Raw genomic sequence first — 25,689 nt, forward strand, 5'->3', positions numbered from 1 at the left:
TTGTCGGGCTGATGTCGGTTAGTGTGCAACCGAGTAGCAAGACAACTTACTGCAAACCCGTGTTGATCCTAATCGTGTACTAACGCGCTTAAATCATATGCAATGGTTTTAAACGCCCCTCACTAGAAGTATACGTAATATTTACGTTCTACAACTTAATAATTGGCATGAGTATTTTACAATTTGATTGCATTTATAGTTTGGGAAAAAAAGTTTCCGCTTGATGCGGTTTCGGCGTGACCTAAATCACAGCTTCAAGTAAGATTAGCGACCTTTTTCTGCGTATAGGCTACGTCCGATTTATCATGTTGAGCTGGCTTAAAAATACTCAGTTCATACTGGAATGACGAATGCTATCGGCATAGCAGAAGCCAGAATCAGATCTAAACTATTACCCATGCCTACGGGCATGAGTAGACCAACGAGAAACACGAATCAAGAACTAATAACGAGGTAGTCAATTCATGACATTTGCTTTGGGGCAGCGCTGGATTAGCGATACGGAAAGCGATTTAGGTTTAGGTACCGTTGTAGCAATGGATGCTCGTACTGTGACATTGATGTTTGCAGCGTCAGAGGAAAACCGAGTTTACGCACGTAGCGATGCACCTGTTACCCGAGTCACCTTTAACGTTGGTGATGTCATCGACTGCCAAGAAGGTTGGTCTCTAAAAGTTGAAGAAGTACTGGAAGATGAAGGTCTATACACCTATTTCGGTACTCGTGAAGACACGCAAGAAACCGCCGTCGTCCTGCGTGAGATTTTCCTTAGTAACCAAATTCGTTTTAACAAACCTCAAGATAAGTTGTACGCCGGTCAAATCGACCGTATGGACAACTTTGTTCTGCGTTACCGTGCGCTAACCAACCAGTTTGAGCAGCATAAGAGCCCAATGCGTGGCCTATGTGGTATGCGTGCAGGTTTGATCCCTCATCAGCTTTACATCGCGCACGAAGTTGGCCGTCGTCACGCGCCACGCGTCTTGTTGGCGGATGAGGTGGGTTTGGGTAAAACCATCGAAGCGGGCATGATCATTCACCAGCAAGTGCTGTCTGGCCGTGCAGAACGTATTTTGATTGTGGTACCTGAAACACTGCAGCATCAATGGCTGGTTGAGATGATGCGTCGTTTCAACCTGCATTTCTCTATTTTTGACGAAGAGCGTTGTATCGAAGCATTTGCGGATGCAGAAAACCCATTTGATACCCAGCAATACGTGCTGTGTTCTTTAGACTTCCTACGCAAGAGCCGCAAGCGTTTTGAACAAGCACTGGAAGGCGAATGGGACCTATTAGTTGTCGATGAAGCGCATCACCTTGAGTGGAGCCAAGATAAACCGAGCCGTGAATACCAAGTGGTAGAAGGTTTAGCTGAACGTACTCCTGGAGTGTTGTTACTGACGGCAACGCCGGAACAGCTTGGTCGTGAGAGCCACTTTGCTCGTCTGCGTTTGCTGGATCCTGACCGTTTCTACGATTACGAAGCGTTCGTCGAGGAAGAAGAGCAATACGCGCCTGTAGCGGATGCGATTACTTCACTCTTCTCTGGTGAAAAATTGCCTGATGAAGCGAAAAACCAGATTACTGAATTGTTGTCTGAACAAGACGTAGAACCACTTTTCCGCATAATCGAGAGTGAGACTGACGAAGAAGCTAAAGCGTCAGCGCGCCAAGAGTTGATCGACAACTTGATGGATCGTCACGGTACGGGACGAGTTCTGTTCCGTAACACACGTGCGGCTATCAAAGGGTTCCCTGCGCGTAACGTGCACCTGATGCCAATGGATATTCCACCGCAATACACCACGTCAATGCGTGTTGCTGGGATGATCGGCGGTAAGATGAGTTCTGAAGCACGTGCAATGAAGAACCTTTACCCAGAAGAGATCTTCCAAGAATTTGAAGGCGATGATGCAAGCTGGTGGCAGTTTGACTCGCGCGTGAATTGGTTACTTGAAAAGGTAAAAGAGAAGCGCAGCGAGAAAATTCTGGTGATTGCCTCTCGTGCAAGTACGGCTCTGCAATTGGAGCAAGCACTGCGTGAGCGTGAAGGCATTCGTGCGACCGTCTTCCATGAAGGTATGTCGATTCTTGAGCGTGACAAAGCAGCCGCTTACTTTGCGCAAGAAGAAGGTGGTGCACAGGTTCTTATCTGTAGTGAAATCGGCTCTGAAGGCCGTAACTTCCAGTTTGCCAACCAATTAGTCATGTTTGACTTGCCGTTCAACCCTGACTTGCTTGAGCAACGTATCGGTCGTTTGGACCGTATCGGCCAGAACCGCGACATCGACATTCATATTCCTTACCTGAAAGGTACCTCGCAAGCCATTCTTGCTCGCTGGTTTGATGAAGGTTTAAACGCTTTTGCAGAAACATGCCCAACAGGCCGTGCCGTTTACGATAAGTACTCTGATGATCTGATTGAAATCCTTGCTTCTGGTGACACCAGTACGCTAGATGAGATCATTGAAGCGTCAGCAAAAATGAATAAAGAGCTGAAATCCCAATTGGAGCAAGGCCGTGATCGCCTGTTAGAAATGCATTCAAATGGCGGAGAAAAAGCTCAACAAATCGTTGAGAAAATTGAATCAACCGACGGTGATACCAATCTGGTCACCTTCGCACTTTCTCTTTTTGATACGATTGGCTTGAACCAAGACGATAAAGGTGAAAACGCACTGATTGTGACCCCATCTGAGCACATGATGGTACCAAGCTATCCAGGCCTGCCATACGAAGGAGCGACGATCACGTTTGATCGTGATACGGCTTTATCTCGTGAAGACATGCACTTTATCAGTTGGGAGCACCCAATGATCCAGGGTGGTATCGATCTTCTGATGAGTGAAGGGGTGGGTACGTCTGCGGTATCTCTATTGAAAAACAAAGCGTTACCAGTCGGGACCATTCTTCTTGAGTTGATTTACGCGGTAGATGCGCAAGCGCCAAAACGCAGTGGTATCGCGCGATTTTTACCGAAAACGCCAATCCGTTTGATGATGGACTCGCGTGGTAATGATTTGTCTGCTCAGGTGGAATTTGAAAGCTTTAACCGCCAGCTCAGCCCTGTAAACCGTCACTTAGGCAGCAAGTTGGTCACGTCGGTACAGAAAGACGTACACCGCTTGATCGAAGCGGGGGACAATCTTATCGAAGCGAAGGTTGAGGAAGTACGCAAGCAAGCTCATCAAGATATGCAGCATAGCTTGAATGCAGAACTTGAGCGTTTGCAAGCACTGAAAGCGGTAAACCCAAATATTCGTGACGAAGAAATTGAAGCCATTGATGCACAAATTAAGGAACTCACTGGTTACATCAACCAAGCTCAAGTGCAGCTCGACTCGCTACGTTTGATTGTGGTAAGCCACAACTAAGTAAGTTTTTATTGCTCATTAAAAAAGGTCTTCAGTTGAAGACCTTTTTCTTTATTTGCGGTTTAGTTTCTTTATGCAGAATGCATTACTCACTCATAGCTAACTCATTTACATCAACCATTTCCACCAGATAAATACAGCCAAGAAGCCAAACAAGTAAATCAGGCCTGCAATCGACAACCACTTCAATTTAGGTCCAACAGCCAAAGGTTCAGGTAACTCGGTTTTGCTCACTAATGTGTAATTTAGCAGAGCAAAGAATGGCGTGGTCATAAAGGCGAGGATCATCGCAAAGTTCAGCATAGGCAATAACGCAGAAGCCCAGAAAACCACAATACCTAATGCAAGTAAGGCGACCACCAGCATGATCGCTGATGTGGCTTTAGGGTTAGTGTCTGGTTGTGAGCGTAGTAGACGTTGAGAGTCAGAAATAACGCGTGAGTAGCCATCAATAACGGTAATCGTGCTGCCAAAGATACAGAAAAACGCAATTACCGCGATCAAATAGCGAGACCATTCGCCAATCGTCGCCGCATATAAGCCAACTAATTGGTGGGAGAAGCCAACGCCTGAGCTTTCAAGTGCAACGCCAGAACCATAGAGCATCAAAGAACCTAACGATACAAAGATAATGGCAAGAAAAGCCGTGCCAATATAACCGACATTAAAGTCAAATAGAGCAGAGCGGTACGTTACTTCTTGCTGGCTTGATTGGCGTTTTAGCCATGCAGAGGTTAAACAGGAGATCTCTATCGGTGCTGGCATCCAGCCCATTGTTACGACGATAAAGCCAATTGCCGCAATCGACCAAGGTGACGGTGGCTCGAAGTTGGCCACTTGCTCAACAGGGTTACCAAAGGCGATAGAAACGGCAAGTAAAGTCGCGATGGTTAACACCGACATGATCACCTTAGATAGCGTATCGAGCGCTTTGTAATGGCCAGCAAATAATATGATCAGGCAGGTGACAATCACAATGATACTGAGTGATGCCATTGATAGTGAAAACGGAATGAAGTAGCCCAGCAAGCTAGCACTAAACATCAACAAAGCGGCGGTATTGATTACGGCTGAGACCACGCTCAGAAATAGAAATAGCCATAGATAAGGCCGACCTAATTTCGCGTAGCCCTCAACCAAGGTGAGCCCTGTCCCCATGGTGTACTGTACACCCGCTCGGAAAAAAGGGTATTTAAACAGGTTTACGAGCAGAATCAGCGCCGCCAGTTGCCAGCCATAAATCGCACCAGCTTTGGTTGATGCGACGAGGTGAGAGCCACCCACCGCAGCAGATGCCATTAATATGCCGGGGCCTAACGAACGAAAAAATAAGGAAAGTTTGGATTGGGGTTTATCTATAACGGCGGAGTCCATTGCTTATTGTCCTTTTTATCTTATGTACCTTTCTAAAGAGATACATACCGCAGTACATGACAAGCTGAGCGCTCGCCCTATACTGCGCAACGGTAATGTCTTTTAAATGCTGTGTTTTGATGTATTTATTTTAAGTATTCTTTGCGAATATCATGCTGTGTGCATCTAGCACTCTATTCAGTTATGCGTCTTGTTGTCAAACTAAATTTACAACGTGCTATTTTTAGTTTTTATGCTAAAGGATTGACTTTGTTTTATTGGTTTGAACTTTTCTTCATCACCCTGCATTTGGGTGCTATTTGGGTATATAATCGCGGCGTTTTTATTTTGTAGAGATCTCCCATGGCAATGCTTGAATATACCCCTCCCACCGATCCTTGGGTCGATATCGTTTTTGAGGATGACGACATTCTGGCAGTGAATAAGCCATCTGGGTTACTGTCTGTTCCTGGTCGACTTGCAGAGCATTACGACAGCATGTGGAGCCGCCTCAAGGAAGTGCATCCAGAAATCCAAGTAGTGCATCGCTTGGATATGTCGACATCAGGGTTGATGCTGCTGGCGAAAAACAAACCTTCGGAGCGAGCATTAAAAAAGCAGTTCCAATATCGTCTCACCCACAAGGTGTATTACGCACGTGTTTGGGGGCATGTTGAGCCGCAAGAAGGGAATATTGATCTTCCATTAATTTGTGATTGGCCAAATCGTCCGCGACAAAAAGTATGCTTCGACGACGGCAAACCATCTCAAACTTTATTCCAAGTGGTGAAGCGTGAAGTGCACCCAGATGGCACCCATACGACCGTTGTGCGGTTACTGCCCATTACTGGTCGATCGCATCAGTTGCGCGTGCATTTGATGGCGATTGGTCATGCAATTGTGGGTGATGAATTTTATGCAAGTGAAGAGGCGTATCAGTTTTCAGAACGTTTAGAGCTGCACGCTGCGGAGCTAAGTTTTTATCACCCAGCCACGGATCAGCTGAGTAGTATTTTTGTACCTTGTGACTTTTATCCTGAAGCCGAGGCGGCGATCTTTAACTATTTTTCGCCAGAACGTACATTGCCTGATTATAAAACGTTGCCACACCCTTAATGCCAACCGCAGTCAACAACGGTTCTTTCTAGTTCGCTATTTCGTTACTGTGGTTGATGTATCCTGTCTTTCAGCCGTGAACAAGGAGTTGTTATGTCTTTGCCGACCATCGTATTTTTGGACCGAGCGACCATCCCAGAACATATTGAGATCCCACGACCTAGCTTTCAGCACCACTGGCGTGAGTACGACTTAACCGCGCCAGAGCAGGTAATAGAAAGGTTAGCAGATGCAGATATCGTGATTAGCAATAAAGTCCTGCTTGACCAAAATGTATTAGAGCAACTACCACAATTGCGGATGATCGCGGTTGCCGCAACTGGTTTTAACAACGTCGATGTGGACTACTGTGCTAAGCAGGATATTGCGGTTGCCAATGTACGTGGTTACGCGACGCGTTCGGTGCCTGAGCACGTGATTGCGATGCTGTTTGCTTTACGCCGAAATTTATTTGGTTACCATCAAGATATTGCTGCTGGCGAATGGCAGCGTAATAAGCAGTTCTGCTTTTTTACGCACCCAATCGGGGATATAGGTGGTAGCACACTAGGTGTTATTGGCAGCGGCGCTTTAGGGCAAGCGACAGCACAGTTAGCTAATGCGCTAGGCATGCAGGTGATCTTTGCTGAGCGTAAAGGTGCACCGGAATGTCGACCTGGTTATGTACCGCTTGAGGAAGTGTTGAAACGTTCTGATGCGTTGACTTTGCACTGTCCGCTCAACGAGCATACTCAGAATTTAATTGGTCAAGCAGAGTTGCAACAAATGAAGTCCAACGCCATTCTAATTAATACGGGGCGTGGAGGCTTGGTTAATGAGGAAGCGCTGGTGGATGCCCTAAAGCAGGGAGAAATCGCTGCGGCTGGCTTTGATGTCTTTACCCAAGAACCAGCTGATGAGAGCAATCCGCTGATTGCCAATATGGGTTTACCTAATTTGTTACTTACACCGCATGTTGCATGGGGCAGCGACTCATCGATTCAACGTTTAGTGGAAATCTTGATTGAGAACATTAACGCTTTCGAGCGCGGAGAGCGTATTAATCGCTTGGTGTAACGCTGACATTTAAGTAAAAGATAAAAAAGCAGACATCATGTCTGCTTTTTTTCGTTAATTGAATGCTCGTTGGAATCGAACCGTCGAATTAAAACTCTTCTTCGTTCAGACCTTTTAGGATCTGGAAGATTTCGCGGTACGCTTTTGCTGGTTTCCCTGCTTTTTTCTCTTTGGCTGCTTGGCGAGCCAATTGGCGTAGACGCTGACGATCCGCCTCTGGGTACATTTCCATTACGTCATCAATGGCTTTGTCACCTTCTTCCACCACGCGATCACGCAGAGCTTCAAGCTTGTGGAATACCGCCGTTAATTGAGAGTGCTTGTTACGAATCTTATCCAACGCCGCTTGGATTGGCTCTGGATCTTCATAACGCATCAACTTACCAATACGTTGTAATTGGCGACGACGTGCTTCGTTTTTAAAGCGTTGTGCGTCTGCAATTGCTTCTCGCAGGTCTTCGCTCAATGGAAACTTTTCGAGAACTGCAGGTTTGAGGCCGACAAGCTCCTCACCTAGCTTTTGCAGTTCTTCCATGTCTCGCTTCATCTCGGATTTGCTTACCCAGATGATCTCTTCTTCTGGTTCCCATGGCGCTTTTTGATTCTTACGTGCCATTTCAGTTGCCTGTGTTTTGATTAATATTATGACTATTTTAACAAGAATCGTGGGGAGAAAGCGAAATTCTTGTTATCCTATTGTTCATCAAAGACAAGATGTGAAAGACAATGGATATTAAACAGCAGGTTGCTGAGCAACGTACCGAGCTAGAGCAAGCCGTCGCAAGAGCCTTAAAGCTTGCATCGGCAAAATCTGACGCCGCCGAAGTCGCAATTACCAAAAGCACTGGTTTAAGTGTATCTACTCGCATGGGCGAGGTAGAAAATGTCGAGTTCAACAGCGATGGTGCGCTGGGCATTACCGTTTACCGAGGTCAACGTAAAGGCAGTGCTTCCACGTCTGATTTAAGTGAAGCTGCTATCGAGCAAACCGTTATTGCGGCGCTGGATATTGCGCATTACACATCTGAAGATCCATTTGCAGGGCCCGCAGCCAAAGAATACATGGTGCAAGAGATCCCTGAGCTTGATCTTTTCCACCCAGACGCCCCTGATCCCGATTATGCTGCCGATGTGGCGATCGCCGCTGAGAAAGAAGCGTTAAGTTATGACAGTGCAATCAAACAAAGTGATGGCGCGAGTTATGATAGCCACTACGGTGTAAAAGTGTATGGTAACAGCCATGGCTTATTAGCAAGCTATGCGTCTAGCCGCCACAGTACCAGCTGTTGTGTGATTGGCGTTGGTCAAAATGGCGAAATGGAGCGTGATTACAGCTACACAGTGGCACGTCATCGCGATGACTTATGGACACCAGAAACAGTGGGTCGTAAGGCTGCAGAGAATACGATTAACCGCTTAGATGCGCAGCGCCTAAAGACAGGTAAATACCCAATCATGTTTGCGGCTGATGTTGCGACAGGCTTGATTGGCCATCTCGTTATGGCGATCAGCGGTGGTAACCTGTACCGAAAATCTTCTTTCTTACTTGACCATCTAGGCAAACAAGTGCTTCCTGAATGGTTCAATATCTCAGAACGTCCGCATGTATTGCGTGGTTTGGCATCAAGTCCATTCGATAGTGAAGGTGTGTACACTCAAGACCGTGAGATCATTACCGACGGTGTGCTAGCAACTTATCTGTTAACCAGTTATGCCGCACGTAAAATGAAGATGGCGCCGACAGGTCACGCTGGTGGCATCCATAACTGGTACGTGAAATCGACTGGTCAAAACTTCGAACAAATGCTCAAAGAGCTCGGCACTGGTTTGTTAGTGACAGAAGTGATGGGGCAAGGCGTGAACGTGGTAACAGGTGATTACTCTCGCGGTGCTGCAGGCTTCTGGGTTGAGAACGGTGAAATCCAATACCCAGTATCGGAGATTACCATCGCTGGTAATCTAAAAGACATGTTCAATAAGATTGTTGCCGTAGGTAGCGACGTTGAAACGCGCTCGCAAATTCAAACGGGTTCAATCTTACTGGATGCGATGAAAGTTGCGGGTGAGTAAGTTCTCCTAATTCAGAATTAAAAAAAGCCTGATGTGCTCATCAGGCTTTTTAGTTTTTGCAGTTAGGTAATCAGTATTGTGGCAAGCCCTAAGAATACTGATAAACCAATTACATCCGTTACGGTCGTTAACGCCATACCACCAGCTAAAGCTGGGTCGATGTTCATTTTCTTTAAGAGGATTGGAATCGTTACTCCGGCAACCCCAGCGACCAATAAGTTAGTCAGCATCGCGGCGGAAATGATTCCTCCTAGCATCCAGTTACCTTTCCAAGCGACAACAATGCCGCCAATAATCAGCGCCCACATGATGCCGTTGAGTAAACCGATCGAGGCTTCTTTCATCAACAGTTCTCGTTTGTTCGAGTCACCGATATGACCAAGAGCAAGACCACGAATCACTAGTGCGACGGTTTGGTTACCAGCGACACCACCCATGGAAGGAACAATCGTCATCAATACGGCAATGGCCGCCATCTGGTCTAGCGTGGCTTCAAACATGTTAGAAACAGAAGCGGCAGCTAGTGCGGCCAACACGTTGGCCCCAAGCCAGATACTACGTTTGCGAGCTGATTTTACAACGGGTGCGAAGGTATCTTCGTCATCGTCCATACCTGCCATACTCATCATCGAGTGTTCGGCATCTTCACGGATAACGTCAACTACGTCATCGATAGTGATACGGCCAACGAGATGCTGATTCTCGTCTACGACAGGAGCAGAGACCCAGTTACGACGTTCGAACAGACTAGCAACATCTGAATCACTGGTATCGACAGTGATCGCTTCGTCAGCATCTTCCATGATGTCGACAATTTTGACATCAGGCTGGGTCGTGATCAGCAGAGTAATGGGTAGTTCACCAATCAGTTTGCTTTCTTCATCAATGACATAAAGTGCATCCGTTGCTTCTGGTAGTTCACCTTTCATACGCAGATAACGTAAAACCACGTCCACATCTACGTCACCACGAATCGTGATAACGTCGGTGTTCATCAGTCCACCTGCAGTGTCTTCTGGGTAGGACAGGGCGGTTTCGACACGCAGACGGTCAGAGGAGTCCATTTGCGACAGGACTTCGCGTGACAGGTTGTCTGGCAAGCTACGCAGTACATAAGCCACGTCATCGGTATCCATGCCTTCTGTCGCTTCTGCAAGCGCTTCTGGTGCCATTTTGGATACGAGACTATCTTTGACGTCTTCGTTCAGTTCGTCGAGGATTTCACCGTAGTCTTCAGGGTCGGTGAGTTGCCAGAGAACTTCACGGCTTTTTCGTGGAGAGGCTTCTAAAAGGTGAGCGATATCCTCAGGTTCCATGTCCTGTAACTGACGACGAACATGGACGAAGCGGCCATTTTCTAGCGCTTCTGTGACTTCTTGGAGGGCTTGGTGAGCTTGGTCGAATTCAATTTGCTCTGCCATTCATTCCTCCCAATTCCTGATATTTACAATGCGTTGAATAATAACTTAATTCTAGGCGCCTTTTAATAACAACTTATGATACTAAGCAAATTTATTTATTGGCGCAGTCAGGGGAAGGGGAGTGAGAGGTAATAAAAAAGCGAGTAAATTACTCGCCTTCATCAAATTTATCTTCGATTAAGTGGCAAACGGCATCCAGTGCTTCTTCTGCTTGCTCACCCGCAGCGTGGATTGTGACGTACTGTCCTTGAGCAGACTCAAGCATTAATAAACCCATTACGCTGTCTGCTGTGGCGGTTTTGTCTTCTTCATTATCGATAGTGATGACCGCTTCAAAGCTCTGGGCCAGTTCGACCAGTTTGACGGCTGCGCGAGCATGTAAGCCAAGGCGATTTTGAATCAATACTTTACGACTTAACTCCACAGCTACTCCTTAGTGTTTTTCTCTAGTGAGGTATGGCGAATTTGCACTTGGTGTCCTTTATTGGCGAAGTACTCACCGATTTGCTGAGTTAAGTACACCGAACGGTGTTTACCACCGGTACAACCTATTGCAACGGTCAAATAGCTGCGATTGTTTTTCTCGAGCAGAGGTAACCAATTCTCTATAAAGTTTTCAATTTGGTATTTCAAACTTAACACCGATTGATGCTGCTCCAAAAATGCGGCGATAGGGGCATCCAAACCCGTAAGTGGGCGCAACGCTGGTTCCCAATGTGGGTTGGGCAAGAAGCGAACGTCGAATACGTAATCGGCATCGGAAGGCAGGCCATATTTGAAGCCAAAAGACTCAAATACCATAACAAGCCCTTTGCGATCTCTGCCTTCAACACGCATACGCACGGTTTCACTCAACTCATGCAAAGATTGTCCGCTGCTGTTCAGTACAAGATCGGCATGCGCTTTAAGTGGTGTTAAAATTTCTTTCTCACGCTCGATGGCTTGGTCAAGGGAGAGAGAGGTGCCACCTAAAGATAAAGGGTGGATTCGGCGTGTTTCGCTGTAGCGTTTGAGTAGCGTTTCCTTATTGGCGTCCAAGAAAAGCACGGTCACATCAAGCTCTGTTTTCAACTGCTCCAGTGTACCAGTCAGTTCTTTTAGCTTTTTAGGGATATTGCGAATATCAATGCTTACCGCAACATTCTGCTTGCTGTCAGCAACAGAGTGAACAAATGCGTCCAGCAAATTCACTGGGAGGTTATCAACACAGTAATAACCTAAGTCTTCCAGTACGCGCAGCGCAATACTCTTACCGGCACCAGAGTGCCCGCTAACCACGATTAGTCGCATGATGTCCGTCCTGCTTATTGGTGAATCATGATGTCGTAAAGTTCTTCATCACTCTGAGCATTGCGCAGTAGTTTCAATACTTGCTTATCGCTCAGACGTTCTGCCATAGAGGATAGAGTCTTGAGGTGCTCTTTGCACTGTTCTTCTGGTACAAGGAGCGCAAAAAGAAGGTCGACAGGTCGATTATCAATCGCATCGAATTCAATTGCTTCATCACATTGCAGCAAGACAGCAATAGCCTTGTCGCTCGATTGCATTCTAGCGTGTGGGATCGCAATACCGTTTCCGATACCAGTACTGCCCATTTTCTCTCTGTTGAGCATGCACTCGAACAGTTCGGTAGAATCTTGGCCCGTTTGATCAGCCACGATGCGGCTGATCATTTCAAGGGCGCGTTTTTTACTCGTGCAGTGGACCGCACTCTTGGTGCAGTCCAATGACAGTATTTCGCTCAGTTGCATGATTAATGACTGTTTAGTTTTTCTTTGTGCTTATTGAGTTGGCGAACCAATTTATCTACCAGCGAATCGATCGCGGCATACATATTTTCGTCATCAGCTGATGCGTGGATTTCGCCTTGATTTATATGAAGCGTAGCTTCCGCGATTTGAGTGATTTTTTCAACTTTTAGTACAACATGTACTTGATTGATATGGTCGAAGAACCTTTCGAGCTTCTGAAACTTAGAATTTACATAGTCTTGCATTGAATCGGTAAGATCAACGTGATGGCCTTGAATATTGATTTGCATAGACTTTCCTTTTCAGTTAGTGCCTTATAATAGGCGTTTACGCTGACTTGAAGGGGCAATTCCCAAGGATTCTCGATATTTGGCTATCGTACGTCTTGCGACCTGAATCCCTTGGTCAGCCAGAAGAGCAGCAATCTTGCTATCACTCAATGGCTTAGCAGTATTCTCTGCTGCGACCAGTTTTTTAATGAGTGCGCGAATTGCTGTTGACGAACATTCTCCGCCGTTGTCAGTACTAACATGGCTAGAGAAGAAGTACTTCAATTCAAAAATGCCACGTGGTGTATGCATAAATTTTTGTGTTGTTACACGAGAAATCGTGGATTCATGCATGTCCACTGCCAAGGCTACATCATTTAGTACCATTGGCTTCATGGCTTCCTCACCATACTCGAAGAAATCTTGTTGATGTTCAACAATACATCTTGCAACTTTGAGTAGCGTCTCGTTTCTACTCTCTAAGCTCTTAATTAACCATTTTGCCTCTTGCAAATTGCTGCGGATGTACTGGCTATCCGCGCTATTGCCTTTGCCTAATTGAGCATATTGTTGATTTACTTTTAATTTTGGAACGCTATCTGGGTTGATAGAAACGGTCCATTTGCCGTTGTCTTTAAAAACGGACACATCTGGAATTACGTACTCGGTATCATCCGGTGTGATACGGCTACCGGGACGAGGATCTAACTGCTGGATAAGTTTGAGGACTTCACGGAGATCGGCTTCTTTCAGCTTAGTCTCTTTGATGACGAGCTTGTAATCACGGTTCCCTAGGTGATCAATATGATCCGCAAGAATCATTTTGGCTTCAGCAAGCCACGGTGTGTCTTCTGGGAAAGTCGCTAGCTGTAGCAGTAGGCACTCTTGTAAGTTGCGTGATGCCACACCGAGTGGATCGAACTGCTGAATACGTTTACGAACGGCTTCTACTTCGTCTAACTCAATCTCTTCGTTATCGAAGCTCTCATGAATTTCTTCGGGAGATAGGGTTAGGTAACCGTAGTCGTCAACAGCGTCAATAATCGCTAATGCAATCGTACGATCGGTTTCACTGAATGGTGTCAGGTCAAGCTGCCACATTAGGTAGTCATGCAATGATTCCGTGGTTTCGCCTTGGTAGACGGGCATATCATCGTCAAGAGCTAAGCCAGTGCTACCGGTATTCGCGCTGTAGACGTCATCCCAAGTGGTATCGATTTCAAGTTCAGAGCTGATCTCTGACTTCTCAATTACGTCTGAACTGTCTGGAACGTCAATGTCTGCTGGTTCGTTAGCACTGTTGCTATCAGCAGCCTCGACCGCTGATTTATCTTCACCGTTTGCTAGAGGCTCATCTTGGCCTTCTTCAACTTCCAATAATGGGTTTGAATCCAATGCTTCTTGGATTTCCTGTTGAAGATCGAGTGTCGACAGTTGCAGTAAGCGAATCGCTTGTTGCAACTGTGGCGTCATGGCTAACTGTTGACCTAGCTTGAGTTGTAATGAAGGTTTCATTCAGTGTTACTTACCTTGTAATGCTCAGAATCTTACCGTTCCTAATATAATCATAGACGGAATTGTTCGCCGAGATAAACTTGTTTCACCTGTTCATTATTGAGAACTTCTGCCGGAGTTCCCGATGCAATTAGGTGCCCTTGGCTTACGATATAGGCTTTTTCGCATACGTCCAGTGTTTCACGCACGTTATGGTCAGTGATTAACACTCCGAGGCCGCGATCGCGTAGATGCTCGATGATTTTCTTGATGTCATTAACCGAGATTGGGTCAACACCTGCGAAAGGTTCATCCAACAAAATGAATTGAGGGTTGGCTGCTAAAGCGCGAGCGATTTCCACTCTGCGTCGCTCACCCCCTGATAGTGCCATACCCGCACTGGTTCTGATGTGCTGAATGTGGAATTCTTCTAACAAATCTTCCAGCTTATCTTGGCGCTCTTCACGTGTCATTTCTTGACGAGTTTCGAGTACAGCCATGATGTTATCTTCTACCGACAGCTTACGGAAAATCGACGCTTCTTGCGGAAGGTAGCCAATCCCGAGACGCGAACGACTGTGCATCGGCAGAATACTGATGTCTTTATCATCAATGGTGATGGTGCCTTCATCTCGTGGCACCAAGCCGACAATCATATAAAACGAGGTGGTTTTACCTGCGCCGTTTGGGCCTAGCAGCCCAACAATCTGACCAGATTCAACTTCCAAGCTAACATCGGTTACGACTTTGCGCTTTTTGTAGCTTTTCGCCAAGTTTTTCGCACTCAGTACTGCCATATTAGTTCTCTATCTGATTGGGTTGCAAAATGGTCGTAACGCGCTCTTCCTTAGAGCTATCAGCGACTAGCTTTTGTTTACCAATTTGGTAACGAATCGAAGAACCTTTGATGGTGTTGTTGTCTTGTGCCAGTTGCGCTTGACCTTTCATGGTCAGTTCGTCTGTAGAAATACGGTAATCCAGCTCCACAGCTTGACCACTCAGTGTCTTACCATCGTCCATCAGCTGAGAAAACTTCGCAGGTTTACCAAATGCTTGAATCTGTTTGATGGCTTCGGTTTTAGGATCGCGCGTTACCACGATTCTATCAGCATCGATATTGATGCTACCTTGCTTAAGAGATACATCGCCTTTAAAAATAACCTGGTTACTCTTCATATCCACTTGTTGGGTGTCAGAGTTAATGTAAACCGGTTGTTGAGTATCCGACTTAAGTGCCAGCGCTTGAGGCGCCGCCAATACCAGTGCCAGTAGGCTAAGGTGTAACGGTTTCATATCGACCTTGAACTTCGTCTGTCAGAGTTGCGGTATGCTGCTTTAAGTTGCCTTGCATTGCGCCTCCAGTAGTTTCAAATTGTGGCCCAACCAACATGACCTGTTGATCAGCTTTAAAATCACGATTGGTTAGATTAATGACTAACTTGTCTGTTGCCATGGTATCAAAACTCGCACCCGGCAGAAGATTTTGCATTAAGACTTTGTCATATAACGTTAAGACTTGGTCTTCATCTAACACGGCTCTTGTGGCCGTCACCTTCCATTCAATGACGCTACCTTCACGGTAAACCATCAAAGTCGGGTTATTAAAAATGGTATCTCCACTCTTAGCATAATGGTCTAAGTTCGTGGAGCGGATGATGTAACTGCGGACACCATCTTCACCATAGGTGATGTTTTCCAGTCCAGTACCACTGAACATGGGCAGTTCAGAATCTGGTGCTACTTGAATTGCGTCGTTGCCTTTTGGGGTCAGTAGGTAATAACCGCACCATGCGACAACGAAGATCAAGAGCAAATAAATAAGGCGAGTAAAACTCATATAATGAAGGCCTATCGTTTAGCTCAGTACTTCCCTGACCATTGCCTTTATTTGTGTAATAAATGATTTAAATGTTTGTGCTGATATTACATCACGCCAGCTTTTAGTAAATCGTGCATGTTCAGTGCACCCACAATTTTTTCGTCTTTACATAAAATCAGAGCGTTAATATTTTTATTCTGCATCAAGTTCAAACCTTCAACCGCTAGCATATCAGGGTGCGCTGTGGTTGGATTTGTCGTCATGACTTCGCCAATCGCGGTCGTATGAATATCAATGCGTTTGTCTAAGGTGCGACGTAAATCACCATCGGTGAATATACCAAGCATAGCATCGTGTTCATCGACGATAGCGGTCATGCCTAGCCCTTTTTCTGAAATTTCAAGCAGGGCATCGCGAATCAATGCGTTTGGAGAAACTTTAGGTAACGCTTCTCCAAAGTGCATAATATCAGACAACTTAAGCAGCAGTTTTCTCCCTAACGCGCCACCTGGATGAGATAGGGCAAAATCTTCGGCAGAAAAACCACGCGCTTGAAGTAGGGCTACGGCTAATGCGTCTCCCATTACTAATGTGGCCGTGGTACTGCTGGTCGGTGCCAACCCTAGTGGGCAAGCTTCTTGAGGTACCGTAATTTGTAGGTGCAAGTCAGACAGTTTTGCCATATTGGATTCTGGCTTGCCTGTCATGCTAATTATCTTGATGTTCAGGCGTTTTAATACCGGAAATAGAGACAGAATTTCGTTTGACTCACCAGAGTTAGAAATTGCGAGCACAATATCTCCAGGGCTGATCATGCCCAAGTCGCCATGTGCAGCTTCGCCAGGGTGAACGAAAAACGCAGAAGTCCCCGTGCTTGCCAGAGTCGCAGCAATCTTGTTACCAATGTGGCCTGACTTGCCAATACCCATAACGGCTACTTTGCCGCTGTTGGAAAGGATCAGTTCGCACGCTTTCTCAAATTGATCATCAAAGTAGGTATCCAGCTCTTGCAGAGCAGCAACTTCGATATCAAGAACTTGTTTAGCAGCAGCGCGAAAATCAAATTGATTGGACATATCAGTTCTCTACTTATTTATCGTGGTAATTAAGCGGCCATGTTTGCGAATAAGTACACTTGATAACCTAGGAAGCATGCAAACAAGATTGCACCTTCAATACGGTTAATACTGCGTGATTTACCCAAACACATCGCGACAAGTAACAGTGAAACGCCTAACATGACCCAGAAGTCACGTCCCATCGCGTACTCACTCAGTACCGATGGATTAATGATGCCAGGAATGCCCATTACGGCCAGAATATTAAACACATTCGAGCCAATAATGTTACCGACGGCCATGTCGTCTTCACCTTTTAAAACACCAGCAAGCGATGCTGCGAGCTCAGGTAGACTAGTACCGATGGCAATGATAGTCAGACCGATGACAAGATCGCTCATGCCAAAATACTTTGCAATAATCACCGCGTTATCCACTAGCATGCTTGCTGCCAAAGGAAGCAGTATCAGGCCAATAACCACCCACATGATCGCTTTAGGGTTGCTGACGCCTTCTGGGATCTCTGACTCTTGGTCATCAAGAAAAACATCACCTGATTTTTGTTCTTTGCGGCTGATCTGCAACATAGCAAATAAAAATGCCCCAAAGAGTACAAACAATAAGACACCTTCATAAAAACCGAGATGGCTATTCCAAAGCAGAATACCGGCGAGTACTGTTACAGCAATCATTAATGGCAGTTCCCGGCGGATGACCGCGGAGCTAATCGACAGAGGCTTGATGAGTGCTGTAATACCTAGGATTAACGCGATGTTCGCGATGTTTGAGCCTAAAACGTTACCCACTGCAGTATCGGTTTTTCCGTCCCAGGCTGCCGTTGCAGAAACCATCATCTCTGGCGCAGAAGAGCCCATCGCAAGGATTGTCATGCCGATGACAAGAGGTGAAATACCGACGTTGCGGGCTATCGCTGCAGAACCAAAAACAAGTTTATCTGCACTCCATACGAGCAAAACAAGACCGACTATAAGCAACGCTACGGCTTCGAGCATGAGAATTCCTAAGTATTAAATAAGTAAAATGAATAACCGCTAATTTTGACCTTTTGCGGCCTAAAATGGAAGATAAACGACGAATAAATTAAAGGTTAGTAACGAAAATGTATGCAAATGTCGTTCATTTAAATCAGCAATTCTTGTCTAGGATTTAAACACTTTGCGCTGATTTGATCGTAATCCATAAAAAATTGCAGGTATATACTCGACTTTATTTAATTGAACAGTGCTTTAAATTCAAAGCCAATGTGCTTATGATTGCAGCCTAATAAATGTACCGACGTTACTTTATTAAACGTGAAATTCAACTCCGTTGTGTGTCAGGTTGATGATGCCGTGAGTTGCAACGCTCCGACAGTAGAAGAGATGATATGTCGAACAACGATTTAGTCACCGTGAACAACCTCACTTTTTCACGGGGAGAGCGCAAGATCTTTGATGGTATTGATCTGCATGTTCCTGAGGGCAAAGTGACGGCCATTATGGGACCATCGGGAATTGGTAAAACAACACTGCTGCGTTTAATTGGTGGTCAGTTGTATCCCGAGCAAGGAGAGATCTGGTTTGATGGCGACAATATTCCCTCTCTCTCGCGTAAAAAACTCTACCATGCTCGCAAGAAAATGAGCATGTTGTTTCAATCAGGAGCTTTATTCACTGATTTGAATGTCTTTGATAACGTCGCCTTCCCATTGCGAGAGCATACGAATTTATCTGAAGAGCTGATTCGTACCATGGTGTTGCTTAAGCTTGAAGCCGTCGGTCTACGCGGCGCAGCACAATTGATGCCGAGCGAGCTATCGGGTGGCATGGCTAGACGCGCTGCGTTGGCGCGTGCGATCGCCCTGGATCCTGATTTAATCATGTATGATGAACCATTTGTCGGACAAGACCCAATCACCATGGGTGTCTTGGTTGAGCTCATTAGTAATCTAAATCAAGCGTTAGGTTTAACTTCTATAGTCGTTTCTCACGACGTGCCTGAAGTGATGAGTATTGCCGATTGGGTTTATCTGATGGCCGATGGCAAAATTATCGCTTTTGGCACACCAGAAGAGCTTAATAAGAATCCTGACCCTCGCGTTCAGCAGTTCTTACAAGGTGATGCAGATGGTCCTGTACCGTTTCGCTTCCCTTCTCAAAGTATCGAAAAGGACTTATTTGATGGTCGATAACTTTATGCATTTTGTCGCCTCACTAGGTAGACGAACGCTCTCCATCTGCGGAGCATTTGGTCGTGCGACTTTCATGCTGATTGGGGCACTGTTTACTAAGCCACAACCGCTCAAAAGCTTTCCTCTGCTCGTTAAACAACTTTATTCCGTAGGCGTCCAGTCTCTGGCGATTATCGTCGTATCTGGGTTGTTCATTGGTATGGTCTTGAGCCTACAAGGCTATGTTGTGCTGGTGGATTACGGCGCAGAGGGCAGTTTGGGGCAAATGGTGGCGCTCTCATTGCTACGTGAATTAGGGCCAGTTGTCACTGCACTTCTGTTTGCTGGTCGTGCAGGCTCTGCGTTAACTGCAGAGATAGGTTTGATGAAAGCGACGGAGCAACTCTCTAGCCTTGAAATGATGGCGGTAGATCCTTTGAAAAGAGTGATCGCGCCACGTTTTTGGGCTGGTGCTATTTCAATGCCATTACTGGCTATGATTTTCATGGCGGTGGGTATTTGGGGCGCCCAGCTTGTTGGTGTTGACTGGAAAGGTGTTGACCATGGCAGTTTTTGGTCAGCGATGCAGTCCTCAGTTGAACTAGGACAGGATATTGGTAACAGTATGATCAAGTGCTTTGCGTTTGCAATTACGGTTACTTGGGTCGCTCTATTTAACGGGTATGATGCTATTCCAACTTCGGAAGGGATCAGCCGAGCAACTACGCGCACTGTTGTGCATTCTTCTTTAGCAGTACTAGGACTAGACTTTGTACTGACCGCATTGATGTTTGGGAATTAATCATGCAACAAACACGTAAAACTGAATTATGGGTTGGCAGCTTTGTATTAGCGGGAATTTGCGCGATTCTTGTGATGATTTTTCAAGTTGCTGACGTAAAAAGCATTGGCTCTGGTGATACTTACACCCTCAAAGCTGAGTTCGATAATATTGGTAGTTTAAAAGTTCGCTCGCCAGTAAAAGTGGGTGGGGTTGTGATTGGCCGGGTAAGCAATATTTCGCTTAACCCAGATAACTTATTACCTGTTGTAACTCTATCGATCAATAGCAAATACAATCAATTCCCAGAAACGTCGAGCGTACAAATTTTGACGTCTGGCTTGATTGGTGAGCAATACATTGGTTTAGTACCAGGCTTTGTTTTTGACGATGAAGTCATGCTGGTCGATGGCGATACCATCGAAGACACCAAATCAGCGCTCGTGCTTGAAGACTTAATTGGTCAAGTGCTTTACAGCGTAGGTGGTTCAGACGATTCAAGTAAGGAATAACTATGTTAGCGAGATTATTACTTTCAGTTTGTGCTGTGTTTAGCGCGTTTGGTACAAGTGCAGCAGAAGTGGATAAAACTGAACCTTATAAGATGATGAAGCAAGTGGCTGAAGTCACTTTCGAAAGATTAAAAGCCGAGCAGCCGAAAATCAAACAAGACCCAGATTTACTTAAGGTGATTGTTGAAGAAGAGCTAATGCCTTACGTCAACTACCGCTATGCTGGGTTAAAGCTCCTAGGTCCAAACCTAAAAGGAGCGAAACGTGAAGACGTACTTGAGTTTATCGATGCATTTCGCGCGTATTTAATTGCTTCATATGCACAGGTGCTAACGCAATACAGTGACCAACAAATTGAATTTGGTCCTGAGCCTAGCATTGATGACTCTAAGCGTATCACCAGCATTAAAGTTGATATCATCGATACGCCGCGTCCAAACATCAAGCTTGAGTTCAAATTGCGTAAAGACAACAAATCTGGTGAGTGGGAAGCGTTCGATATGATTGCGGAAGGCATCAGTTTACTCTCTAGCAAACAGTCAGAATGGAATAGCAAAATTCGTCAAGAAGGCATTCTATCTGTCGCGAAAGATCTAGAGAAATTAGCTGCGGAACCGATTCGCTTTGAGGCGAAGAAATAATGGCCCAGACTCCCGCTCAGTGGCATTTAGATCAAAACATTCTTAAGCTAACAGGGGCACTTGATAGAGATACAGTGCCCTCATTGTGGGCGTATGCTCAGCAATGGCAACCAGCTCAAGCTGAGCTGGAATGCTCGTTAAAAGAGATAGAGCGCGTCGACTCTGCAGGAATGGTGATGTTAATCCACTTATTAGAGCATGCAAAAAAGCAAAACTGTCATATAATGCTCAGTTTCGTGCCGGCGCAACTGCGCACTTTGTTTCAACTGAGCAATGTTGAATCTTTAGTGGCCAAACACATACAGAATTATCAGGGGTAAATTGTGGATAGCGCAAAAGTACAACAGTTATTAGAAGAAGCACTAAACCTTCAAGAAGTGCATGTAAAAGGTGAAGGTAGCCACTATGAGGTGGTTGCTGTTGATGCTTGTTTCGATGGAATGAGCCGCGTTAAGAAGCAGCAGTTAATTTATGGTCCTCTGATGGAATACATCCAGCGTAACGACATTCACGCATTATCAATTAAAGCGTTCACACCAGAAGAGTGGGCTCGTGATAAGAAACTGATGTCGCTTTAAGGTTTATTGATGGAAAAGTTTCGAGTTATTGGGTCAGATAAACCACTCGTTGGTGAAGTGACCATTTCCGGTGCAAAAAACGCAGCACTGCCGATTTTATTTGCGTCTATCTTGGCGGAAGAGCCTGTAGAAGTGGCAAACGTGCCACACCTTCGTGATATCGATACAACCATGGAACTGCTTAAGCGTTTAGGCGCGAAAGTAAGCCGTAATGGTTCTGTTCACGTCGATCCAAGTAGCATTACTGAATACTGCGCACCGTATGATTTGGTGAAAACCATGCGTGCTTCTATTTGGGCTTTGGGCCCGCTCGTAGCGCGATTTGGTCAAGGTCAGGTTTCTCTACCTGGCGGTTGTGCTATCGGTGCTCGTCCTGTTGATCTGCATATTTCTGGCCTAGAGCAGCTTGGCGCAACGATTACGCTTGAAGATGGTTACGTTAAAGCTGAGGTTGATGGTCGTCTAAAAGGTGCGCACATCGTGATGGATAAAGTCAGCGTAGGCGCGACGATCACCATCATGTGTGCTGCAGCACTTGCTGAAGGCACTACAACGCTAGACAACGCGGCGCGTGAACCTGAAATTGTAGACACAGCGGATTTCCTAAATAAGCTTGGAGCAAAAATTTCTGGTGCAGGCACAGATACGATCACGATTGAAGGTGTTGAGCGCCTAGGTGGTTGTAAACACAACGTGGTTGCCGACCGTATTGAGACGGGAACATTCCTTGTCGCTGCTGCGGTATCTGGCGGTAAAGTAGTATGTCGTAACACTAACGCTCATTTGCTTGAAGCGGTTTTAGCCAAGCTAGAAGAAGCTGGCGCGCTTGTCGAAACGGGTGACGATTGGATTTCAGTTGATATGACTGATCGCGAGCTGAAAGCAGTGAGTGTACGTACAGCGCCGCATCCAGGCTTCCCGACCGATATGCAAGCGCAATTTACGCTACTAAACATGATGGCTAAAGGCGGCGGCGTGATCACTGAGACTATCTTTGAAAACCGCTTTATGCACGTACCAGAATTGATGCGTATGGGCGCGAAAGCCGAGATTGAAGGCAACACCGTTATCTGTGGTGATGTTGAGTCATTAAGTGGTGCGCAAGTGATGGCAACCGACCTACGAGCTTCGGCTAGTTTGGTAATTGCGGGCTGTATTGCTAAAGGCGAAACCATCGTTGATCGTATTTACCATATCGACCGCGGTTACGACAAAATCGAAAATAAACTGGCTGCACTTGGCGCAAATATTGAGCGAGTGAGCGAGGCAAGTTAAACTGCACCGCAGGTAACTTGGATATCAAGAGAGCCGAAACCTGAGTTTCGGCTTTTTTATATCACTCTCATGACCATAGTTATCCTTTATGGAAAGAGAGAAATTAATAGCTGTATCTGGCAAAAGCCGGTTCCTGGAGAACAAGAATGATTGCACTGTTACGTGTATTTGCTGTCGCTATCTTTGCGATTGTTATGTTTATTGGTGGTTGTGGTTACTGCCTATTAAGCCCCCGAAACCCTAAGCACGTTTTCACTTTTGGCCGCTTGTTTGCCAAGATGTCTCGTGTATTTGGGATTAAGTTAGAGCTGCGTATCCCTGAAGATGCGTATTCACGCGGCCAACATGTTTACATAGCTAACCACCAAAACAACTGGGACATGTTTACTGTTTCTGCTGCTGTGACTCCGAAAGTTGTGACAGTAGGTAAAAAGAGCTTGGCTTGGATGCCACTGTTTGGTCAGCTTTACTGGCTTACGGGTAACATTCTGATTGACAGAGCGAATCGCTCGAAAGCAAAAGGTACTATCGATCAGGTCGTGAGCAGCATGAAAGAAAGTGATGTTTCGGTGTGGATGTTCCCGGAGGGAACGCGTTCTCGTGGGCGTGGTCTGCTGCCATTCAAAACAGGTGCTTTTCATGCAGCAATTGGAGCAGGCGTGCCAATCATTCCTATCGTATGTAGCTCGACGAATAAAATTAAGCTGAACCGTTGGAACAATGGTCATGTGATTGTTGAAATGCTACCTCCAATCAGCACTGAAGGCTATGGTAAAGAGGGCATTCGCGAGCTAGCGAATATCTGTCGTGAACAGATGAAAGAGAAGCTTGAATCGTTAGATGAAGAAGTCAAACAGCGTAATGCTGCTTAAGTTTTACTGCGATATCATCACGAAAAGACAATAAAAAACGGGTAGCCTGAGCTACCCGTTTTTTTATGTTTGTCAGCAAGTGCAATTATTTGCGAACTGCAATTGCTTCAATCTCGATACCAACATCTTTCGGTAGGCGAGCGACTTCTACACAAGAACGTGCAGGGTAGTTTGCTACGCCGTGCTCATCAAAGAACTTGCCGTAAACTTCGTTCACCGTGCCAAAGTCGTTTAGGTCTTTAACAAAAACCGTTAGCTTCACGATATCTGACACTTTAAGGCCTGAAGATTCAACCACAGCCTTTACGTTTTCTAGAGACTGACGAGCTTGCTCTGCGATATCAGCAGACACTTCACCTGTCGCTGGGTTTACTGGGATTTGGCCTGAAGTAAGAACCATGTTACCTAGATCTACGCCTTGAACGTAAGGACCGATTGCTGCTGGTGCAGATTCAGTGTGAAGTACTTTCGTCATTTGATTTTTCCATCAGTTGTAGGGAATAAAGATTCTCAGTTTGCCTCTAAACCCTCGGTAGGTAAAGAGCAAAATACCCCGACATTGCAGGGTATTTTAAACGTATCACAGCCTAGTCGTGCGGTGTGTTTATCGCTCGGTTACGATCTCGCGTGAGAACACTTTCTCGCAGTATTTACACTTTAGGCGGATTTCTTGTTTCTTCTCGAACACGCTAAAGCTGCTTTCTACTGGTTCATTATGAGAAATACAGTTTGAATTCGGGCATTCAAATACATCATTGATGCGCTCAGGAAGCTCTAACGCGAGCTTTTTCACCACTTCATAGTTTTCGATTTGGTTCACGGTCGCGTGAGGAGCATACAGCGCCAACTTGCTCGCTTGCTCTTCATTAATAAACACATTTTCGATTTTGAGTAGATCTTTATGACCGAGTGCTGATGATGGCAAGTTCAGACCAATAGTAACGCGCTGTGATGAATTGTGCATATCGAACAGTCTTAGTACTTTGATGCCGATTTGCGCAGGGATGTGGTCGATGACCGTGCCATTTTTGATTGCTTCTACCTGCAATTGAGTTTCTTTAGCCATGGGTTTTCTCCTCGATTACAGTGTTTCGTTTAGAACAAGCGCCAACAGTGCTTGGCGAGCGTATACGCCATTTTGAGCTTGCTGGAAGAAGTAAGCATGAGGCGTTTTATCAACATCGGTTGTGATTTCATCCACGCGAGGGAGGGGGTGGAGTACTTTTAGGTTCTCGCGCGCCCCTTCTAGTAGTGCCGCCGTTAGGATGTAAGCCGACTTAATATGTGCGTATTCCGATTCGTCAAAACGTTCTTTCTGTACGCGTGTCATGTACAGAATATCCAGCTCAGGAATCACACTCTCCATGTCCGTGTGCAGGCTATATTGAATGCCAGCTTCGTCTAGCTCTTCGCAGATGTAATCTGGCATTGCCAATGCTTCTGGTGCAACAAAGAAGAAGCGGATGTTATTAAACTTCGCTAAGGCTTGAGTCAGTGAGTGCACTGTGCGGCCATATTTTAGGTCACCTACGAATGCGACGTTCAGGTTGTCTAGACGCCCTTGTGTTTCTGCGATGGTGTATAGGTCGAGTAGCGTTTGAGTTGGGTGTTGGTTTGCACCGTCACCAGCGTTGATCACTGGCACGCCATTTGAGAATTCAGAGGCCAAGCGAGCGGCGCCTTCTTGTGGATGGCGCATCACAAAGGCATCGACGTAAGAAGAGATGACCTGTACTGAATCTGCGAGTGTTTCGCCTTTTTTCGCCAGAGAGGTATTACCATCATTATCAAAGCCAATCACGTCACCACCAATGCGTTGAATCGCTGTTTCAAACGATAAACGTGTACGTGTTGATGGTTCAAAGAAACAACTGGCAACGACTTTGTTTTTAATCAGTTCTGGTCGAGGTGCTTTTTTAAGGCTGCCTGCTGTTTCTACGATAAGTTCCAGCTCTTCACGTGAAAGCTCTGGAATAGAGATGATGTGCTTCTGGTAAAGCGAGTTCGCCATGATCTTCTTCCCTATAACATTGATGACTATATCCAAATTGCCGAAAGGAATTTTGGACATAAAAAAAC

At 45.8% G+C, this 25,689-nt stretch carries 28 protein-coding genes; 12 read left to right on the forward strand and 16 right to left on the reverse strand.

Annotation, left to right across the window (positions count from 1 at the left end):
* The first annotated feature begins 464 nt into the window (after window positions 1-464).
* Window positions 465-3,374 (forward strand): RNA polymerase-associated protein RapA, encoded by a 2,910-nt coding sequence (gene rapA, locus NB463_RS21830; protein WP_258432468.1) that lies wholly within the window; start codon window positions 465-467, stop codon window positions 3,372-3,374.
* Between the two features lie 108 nt (window positions 3,375-3,482).
* Here the strand turns inward: rapA and NB463_RS21835 are convergent, their stop codons facing one another.
* Window positions 3,483-4,748 (reverse strand): NRAMP family divalent metal transporter, encoded by a 1,266-nt coding sequence (locus tag NB463_RS21835; protein WP_031780527.1) that lies wholly within the window; start codon window positions 4,746-4,748, stop codon window positions 3,483-3,485.
* Window positions 4,749-5,090: 342 nt separating this feature from the next.
* On the opposite strand from NB463_RS21835, the gene NB463_RS21840 reads away from it, so the two are divergent.
* Entirely contained in the window at window positions 5,091-5,843 is a 753-nt protein-coding gene (locus tag NB463_RS21840; RefSeq protein WP_104969831.1) for a pseudouridine synthase, read from the forward strand.
* A 93-nt stretch (window positions 5,844-5,936) separates the two neighbouring features.
* Window positions 5,937-6,899, forward strand: coding sequence for a D-2-hydroxyacid dehydrogenase (locus NB463_RS21845; protein ID WP_258432469.1), 963 nt, complete (start codon window positions 5,937-5,939; stop codon window positions 6,897-6,899).
* 88 nt (window positions 6,900-6,987) lie between these two features.
* On the opposite strand, the gene yjgA is transcribed toward NB463_RS21845, so the two are convergent.
* Window positions 6,988-7,515: a ribosome biogenesis factor YjgA gene (yjgA, locus tag NB463_RS21850; protein ID WP_005396253.1), complete on the reverse strand. Its 528-nt coding sequence runs from the start codon at window positions 7,513-7,515 to the stop codon at window positions 6,988-6,990.
* Window positions 7,516-7,625: 110 nt separating this feature from the next.
* On the opposite strand from yjgA, the gene pmbA reads away from it, so the two are divergent.
* Entirely contained in the window at window positions 7,626-8,969 is a 1,344-nt protein-coding gene (pmbA, locus tag NB463_RS21855; protein WP_005396252.1) for a metalloprotease PmbA, read from the forward strand.
* A 62-nt stretch (window positions 8,970-9,031) separates the two neighbouring features.
* Here pmbA and mgtE read toward each other — a convergent pair whose 3' ends face one another.
* The 11 genes from mgtE to NB463_RS21910 all read right to left on the reverse strand — a co-directional run bounded on the left by mgtE (window position 9,032) and on the right by NB463_RS21910 (window position 17,794).
* Entirely contained in the window at window positions 9,032-10,390 is a 1,359-nt protein-coding gene (mgtE, locus tag NB463_RS21860) for a magnesium transporter (RefSeq protein ID WP_006742352.1), read from the reverse strand.
* Window positions 10,391-10,538: 148 nt separating this feature from the next.
* Window positions 10,539-10,814, reverse strand: a complete 276-nt coding sequence (locus NB463_RS21865) for an HPr family phosphocarrier protein (protein WP_005396244.1) — start codon at window positions 10,812-10,814, stop codon at window positions 10,539-10,541.
* Window positions 10,815-10,816: 2 nt separating this feature from the next.
* Window positions 10,817-11,680, reverse strand: a complete 864-nt coding sequence (rapZ, locus tag NB463_RS21870; RefSeq protein ID WP_006742353.1) for an RNase adapter RapZ — start codon at window positions 11,678-11,680, stop codon at window positions 10,817-10,819.
* A gap of 14 nt (window positions 11,681-11,694) precedes the next feature.
* Window positions 11,695-12,141, reverse strand: coding sequence for a PTS IIA-like nitrogen regulatory protein PtsN (gene ptsN / locus NB463_RS21875; RefSeq protein ID WP_005381116.1), 447 nt, complete (start codon window positions 12,139-12,141; stop codon window positions 11,695-11,697).
* Between the two features lie 2 nt (window positions 12,142-12,143).
* On the reverse strand, window positions 12,144-12,431 hold the full coding sequence (gene hpf, locus NB463_RS21880) for a ribosome hibernation promoting factor (RefSeq protein WP_005381114.1): 288 nt from the start codon (window positions 12,429-12,431) through the stop codon (window positions 12,144-12,146).
* Between the two features lie 24 nt (window positions 12,432-12,455).
* A complete protein-coding gene (locus tag NB463_RS21885) occupies window positions 12,456-13,925 on the reverse strand; it encodes an RNA polymerase factor sigma-54 (protein WP_005396241.1) in 1,470 nt (489 codons plus the stop codon).
* Between the two features lie 50 nt (window positions 13,926-13,975).
* Window positions 13,976-14,701, reverse strand: a complete 726-nt coding sequence (gene lptB / locus NB463_RS21890; protein WP_005396240.1) for an LPS export ABC transporter ATP-binding protein — start codon at window positions 14,699-14,701, stop codon at window positions 13,976-13,978.
* Between the two features lies 1 nt (window position 14,702).
* On the reverse strand, window positions 14,703-15,197 hold the full coding sequence (lptA, locus tag NB463_RS21895) for a lipopolysaccharide transport periplasmic protein LptA (RefSeq protein ID WP_005396239.1): 495 nt from the start codon (window positions 15,195-15,197) through the stop codon (window positions 14,703-14,705).
* Window positions 15,178-15,741: an LPS export ABC transporter periplasmic protein LptC gene (gene lptC, locus NB463_RS21900; protein WP_005396238.1), complete on the reverse strand. Its 564-nt coding sequence runs from the start codon at window positions 15,739-15,741 to the stop codon at window positions 15,178-15,180. Before lptC ends, lptA begins: the two co-directional genes overlap by 20 nt.
* Window positions 15,742-15,827: 86 nt before the next feature.
* Complete coding sequence (kdsD, locus tag NB463_RS21905) at window positions 15,828-16,799, reverse strand: arabinose-5-phosphate isomerase KdsD (RefSeq protein WP_047009142.1); 972 nt, start codon at window positions 16,797-16,799, stop codon at window positions 15,828-15,830.
* A gap of 29 nt (window positions 16,800-16,828) precedes the next feature.
* The gene (locus NB463_RS21910) at window positions 16,829-17,794 is read right to left on the reverse strand and encodes a calcium/sodium antiporter (protein WP_005396236.1); all 966 of its coding nucleotides are present in this window, start codon (window positions 17,792-17,794) and stop codon (window positions 16,829-16,831) included.
* A 374-nt stretch (window positions 17,795-18,168) separates the two neighbouring features.
* Between NB463_RS21910 and mlaF the strand changes: the two genes are divergently transcribed.
* From mlaF to NB463_RS21950, 8 genes are all read left to right on the forward strand, one after another.
* Complete coding sequence (mlaF, locus tag NB463_RS21915) at window positions 18,169-18,972, forward strand: phospholipid ABC transporter ATP-binding protein MlaF (protein WP_258432470.1); 804 nt, start codon at window positions 18,169-18,171, stop codon at window positions 18,970-18,972.
* Window positions 18,962-19,753, forward strand: a complete 792-nt coding sequence (gene mlaE, locus NB463_RS21920; protein WP_005396234.1) for a lipid asymmetry maintenance ABC transporter permease subunit MlaE — start codon at window positions 18,962-18,964, stop codon at window positions 19,751-19,753. The genes mlaF and mlaE overlap by 11 nt, the downstream gene beginning before the upstream one ends.
* A 2-nt stretch (window positions 19,754-19,755) precedes the next feature.
* The gene (gene mlaD, locus NB463_RS21925) at window positions 19,756-20,244 is read left to right on the forward strand and encodes an outer membrane lipid asymmetry maintenance protein MlaD (RefSeq protein ID WP_012841383.1); all 489 of its coding nucleotides are present in this window, start codon (window positions 19,756-19,758) and stop codon (window positions 20,242-20,244) included.
* 2 nt (window positions 20,245-20,246) lie between these two features.
* Window positions 20,247-20,885 (forward strand): phospholipid-binding protein MlaC, encoded by a 639-nt coding sequence (gene mlaC / locus NB463_RS21930; RefSeq protein WP_046873609.1) that lies wholly within the window; start codon window positions 20,247-20,249, stop codon window positions 20,883-20,885.
* A complete protein-coding gene (locus NB463_RS21935) occupies window positions 20,885-21,205 on the forward strand; it encodes an STAS domain-containing protein (protein WP_065646879.1) in 321 nt (106 codons plus the stop codon). The genes mlaC and NB463_RS21935 overlap by 1 nt, the downstream gene beginning before the upstream one ends.
* A 3-nt stretch (window positions 21,206-21,208) precedes the next feature.
* Window positions 21,209-21,463 (forward strand): BolA family iron metabolism protein IbaG, encoded by a 255-nt coding sequence (gene ibaG, locus NB463_RS21940; protein WP_005396230.1) that lies wholly within the window; start codon window positions 21,209-21,211, stop codon window positions 21,461-21,463.
* A gap of 9 nt (window positions 21,464-21,472) precedes the next feature.
* Window positions 21,473-22,738, forward strand: coding sequence for a UDP-N-acetylglucosamine 1-carboxyvinyltransferase (gene murA, locus NB463_RS21945; protein WP_005396229.1), 1,266 nt, complete (start codon window positions 21,473-21,475; stop codon window positions 22,736-22,738).
* A gap of 146 nt (window positions 22,739-22,884) precedes the next feature.
* Window positions 22,885-23,610 carry a 1-acylglycerol-3-phosphate O-acyltransferase gene (locus NB463_RS21950; protein ID WP_005381088.1) on the forward strand — a complete coding sequence of 242 codons (726 nt, stop codon included), beginning with the start codon at window positions 22,885-22,887 and terminating at the stop codon, window positions 23,608-23,610.
* Window positions 23,611-23,695: 85 nt separating this feature from the next.
* Here NB463_RS21950 and NB463_RS21955 read toward each other — a convergent pair whose 3' ends face one another.
* The 3 genes from NB463_RS21955 to pyrB form a co-directional block, all read right to left on the reverse strand.
* Window positions 23,696-24,085, reverse strand: a complete 390-nt coding sequence (locus tag NB463_RS21955) for a RidA family protein (protein WP_005381087.1) — start codon at window positions 24,083-24,085, stop codon at window positions 23,696-23,698.
* 129 nt (window positions 24,086-24,214) lie between these two features.
* The gene (gene pyrI, locus NB463_RS21960; protein ID WP_005381086.1) at window positions 24,215-24,676 is read right to left on the reverse strand and encodes an aspartate carbamoyltransferase regulatory subunit; all 462 of its coding nucleotides are present in this window, start codon (window positions 24,674-24,676) and stop codon (window positions 24,215-24,217) included.
* Between the two features lie 15 nt (window positions 24,677-24,691).
* On the reverse strand, window positions 24,692-25,621 hold the full coding sequence (gene pyrB, locus NB463_RS21965; RefSeq protein WP_005397473.1) for an aspartate carbamoyltransferase: 930 nt from the start codon (window positions 25,619-25,621) through the stop codon (window positions 24,692-24,694).
* Window positions 25,622-25,689: the final 68 nt, after the last annotated feature.

This window comes from Vibrio sp. RM-41-2B (assembly GCF_024744415.1).
In the GTDB taxonomy this organism is placed as follows: domain Bacteria; phylum Pseudomonadota; class Gammaproteobacteria; order Enterobacterales; family Vibrionaceae; genus Vibrio; species Vibrio diabolicus.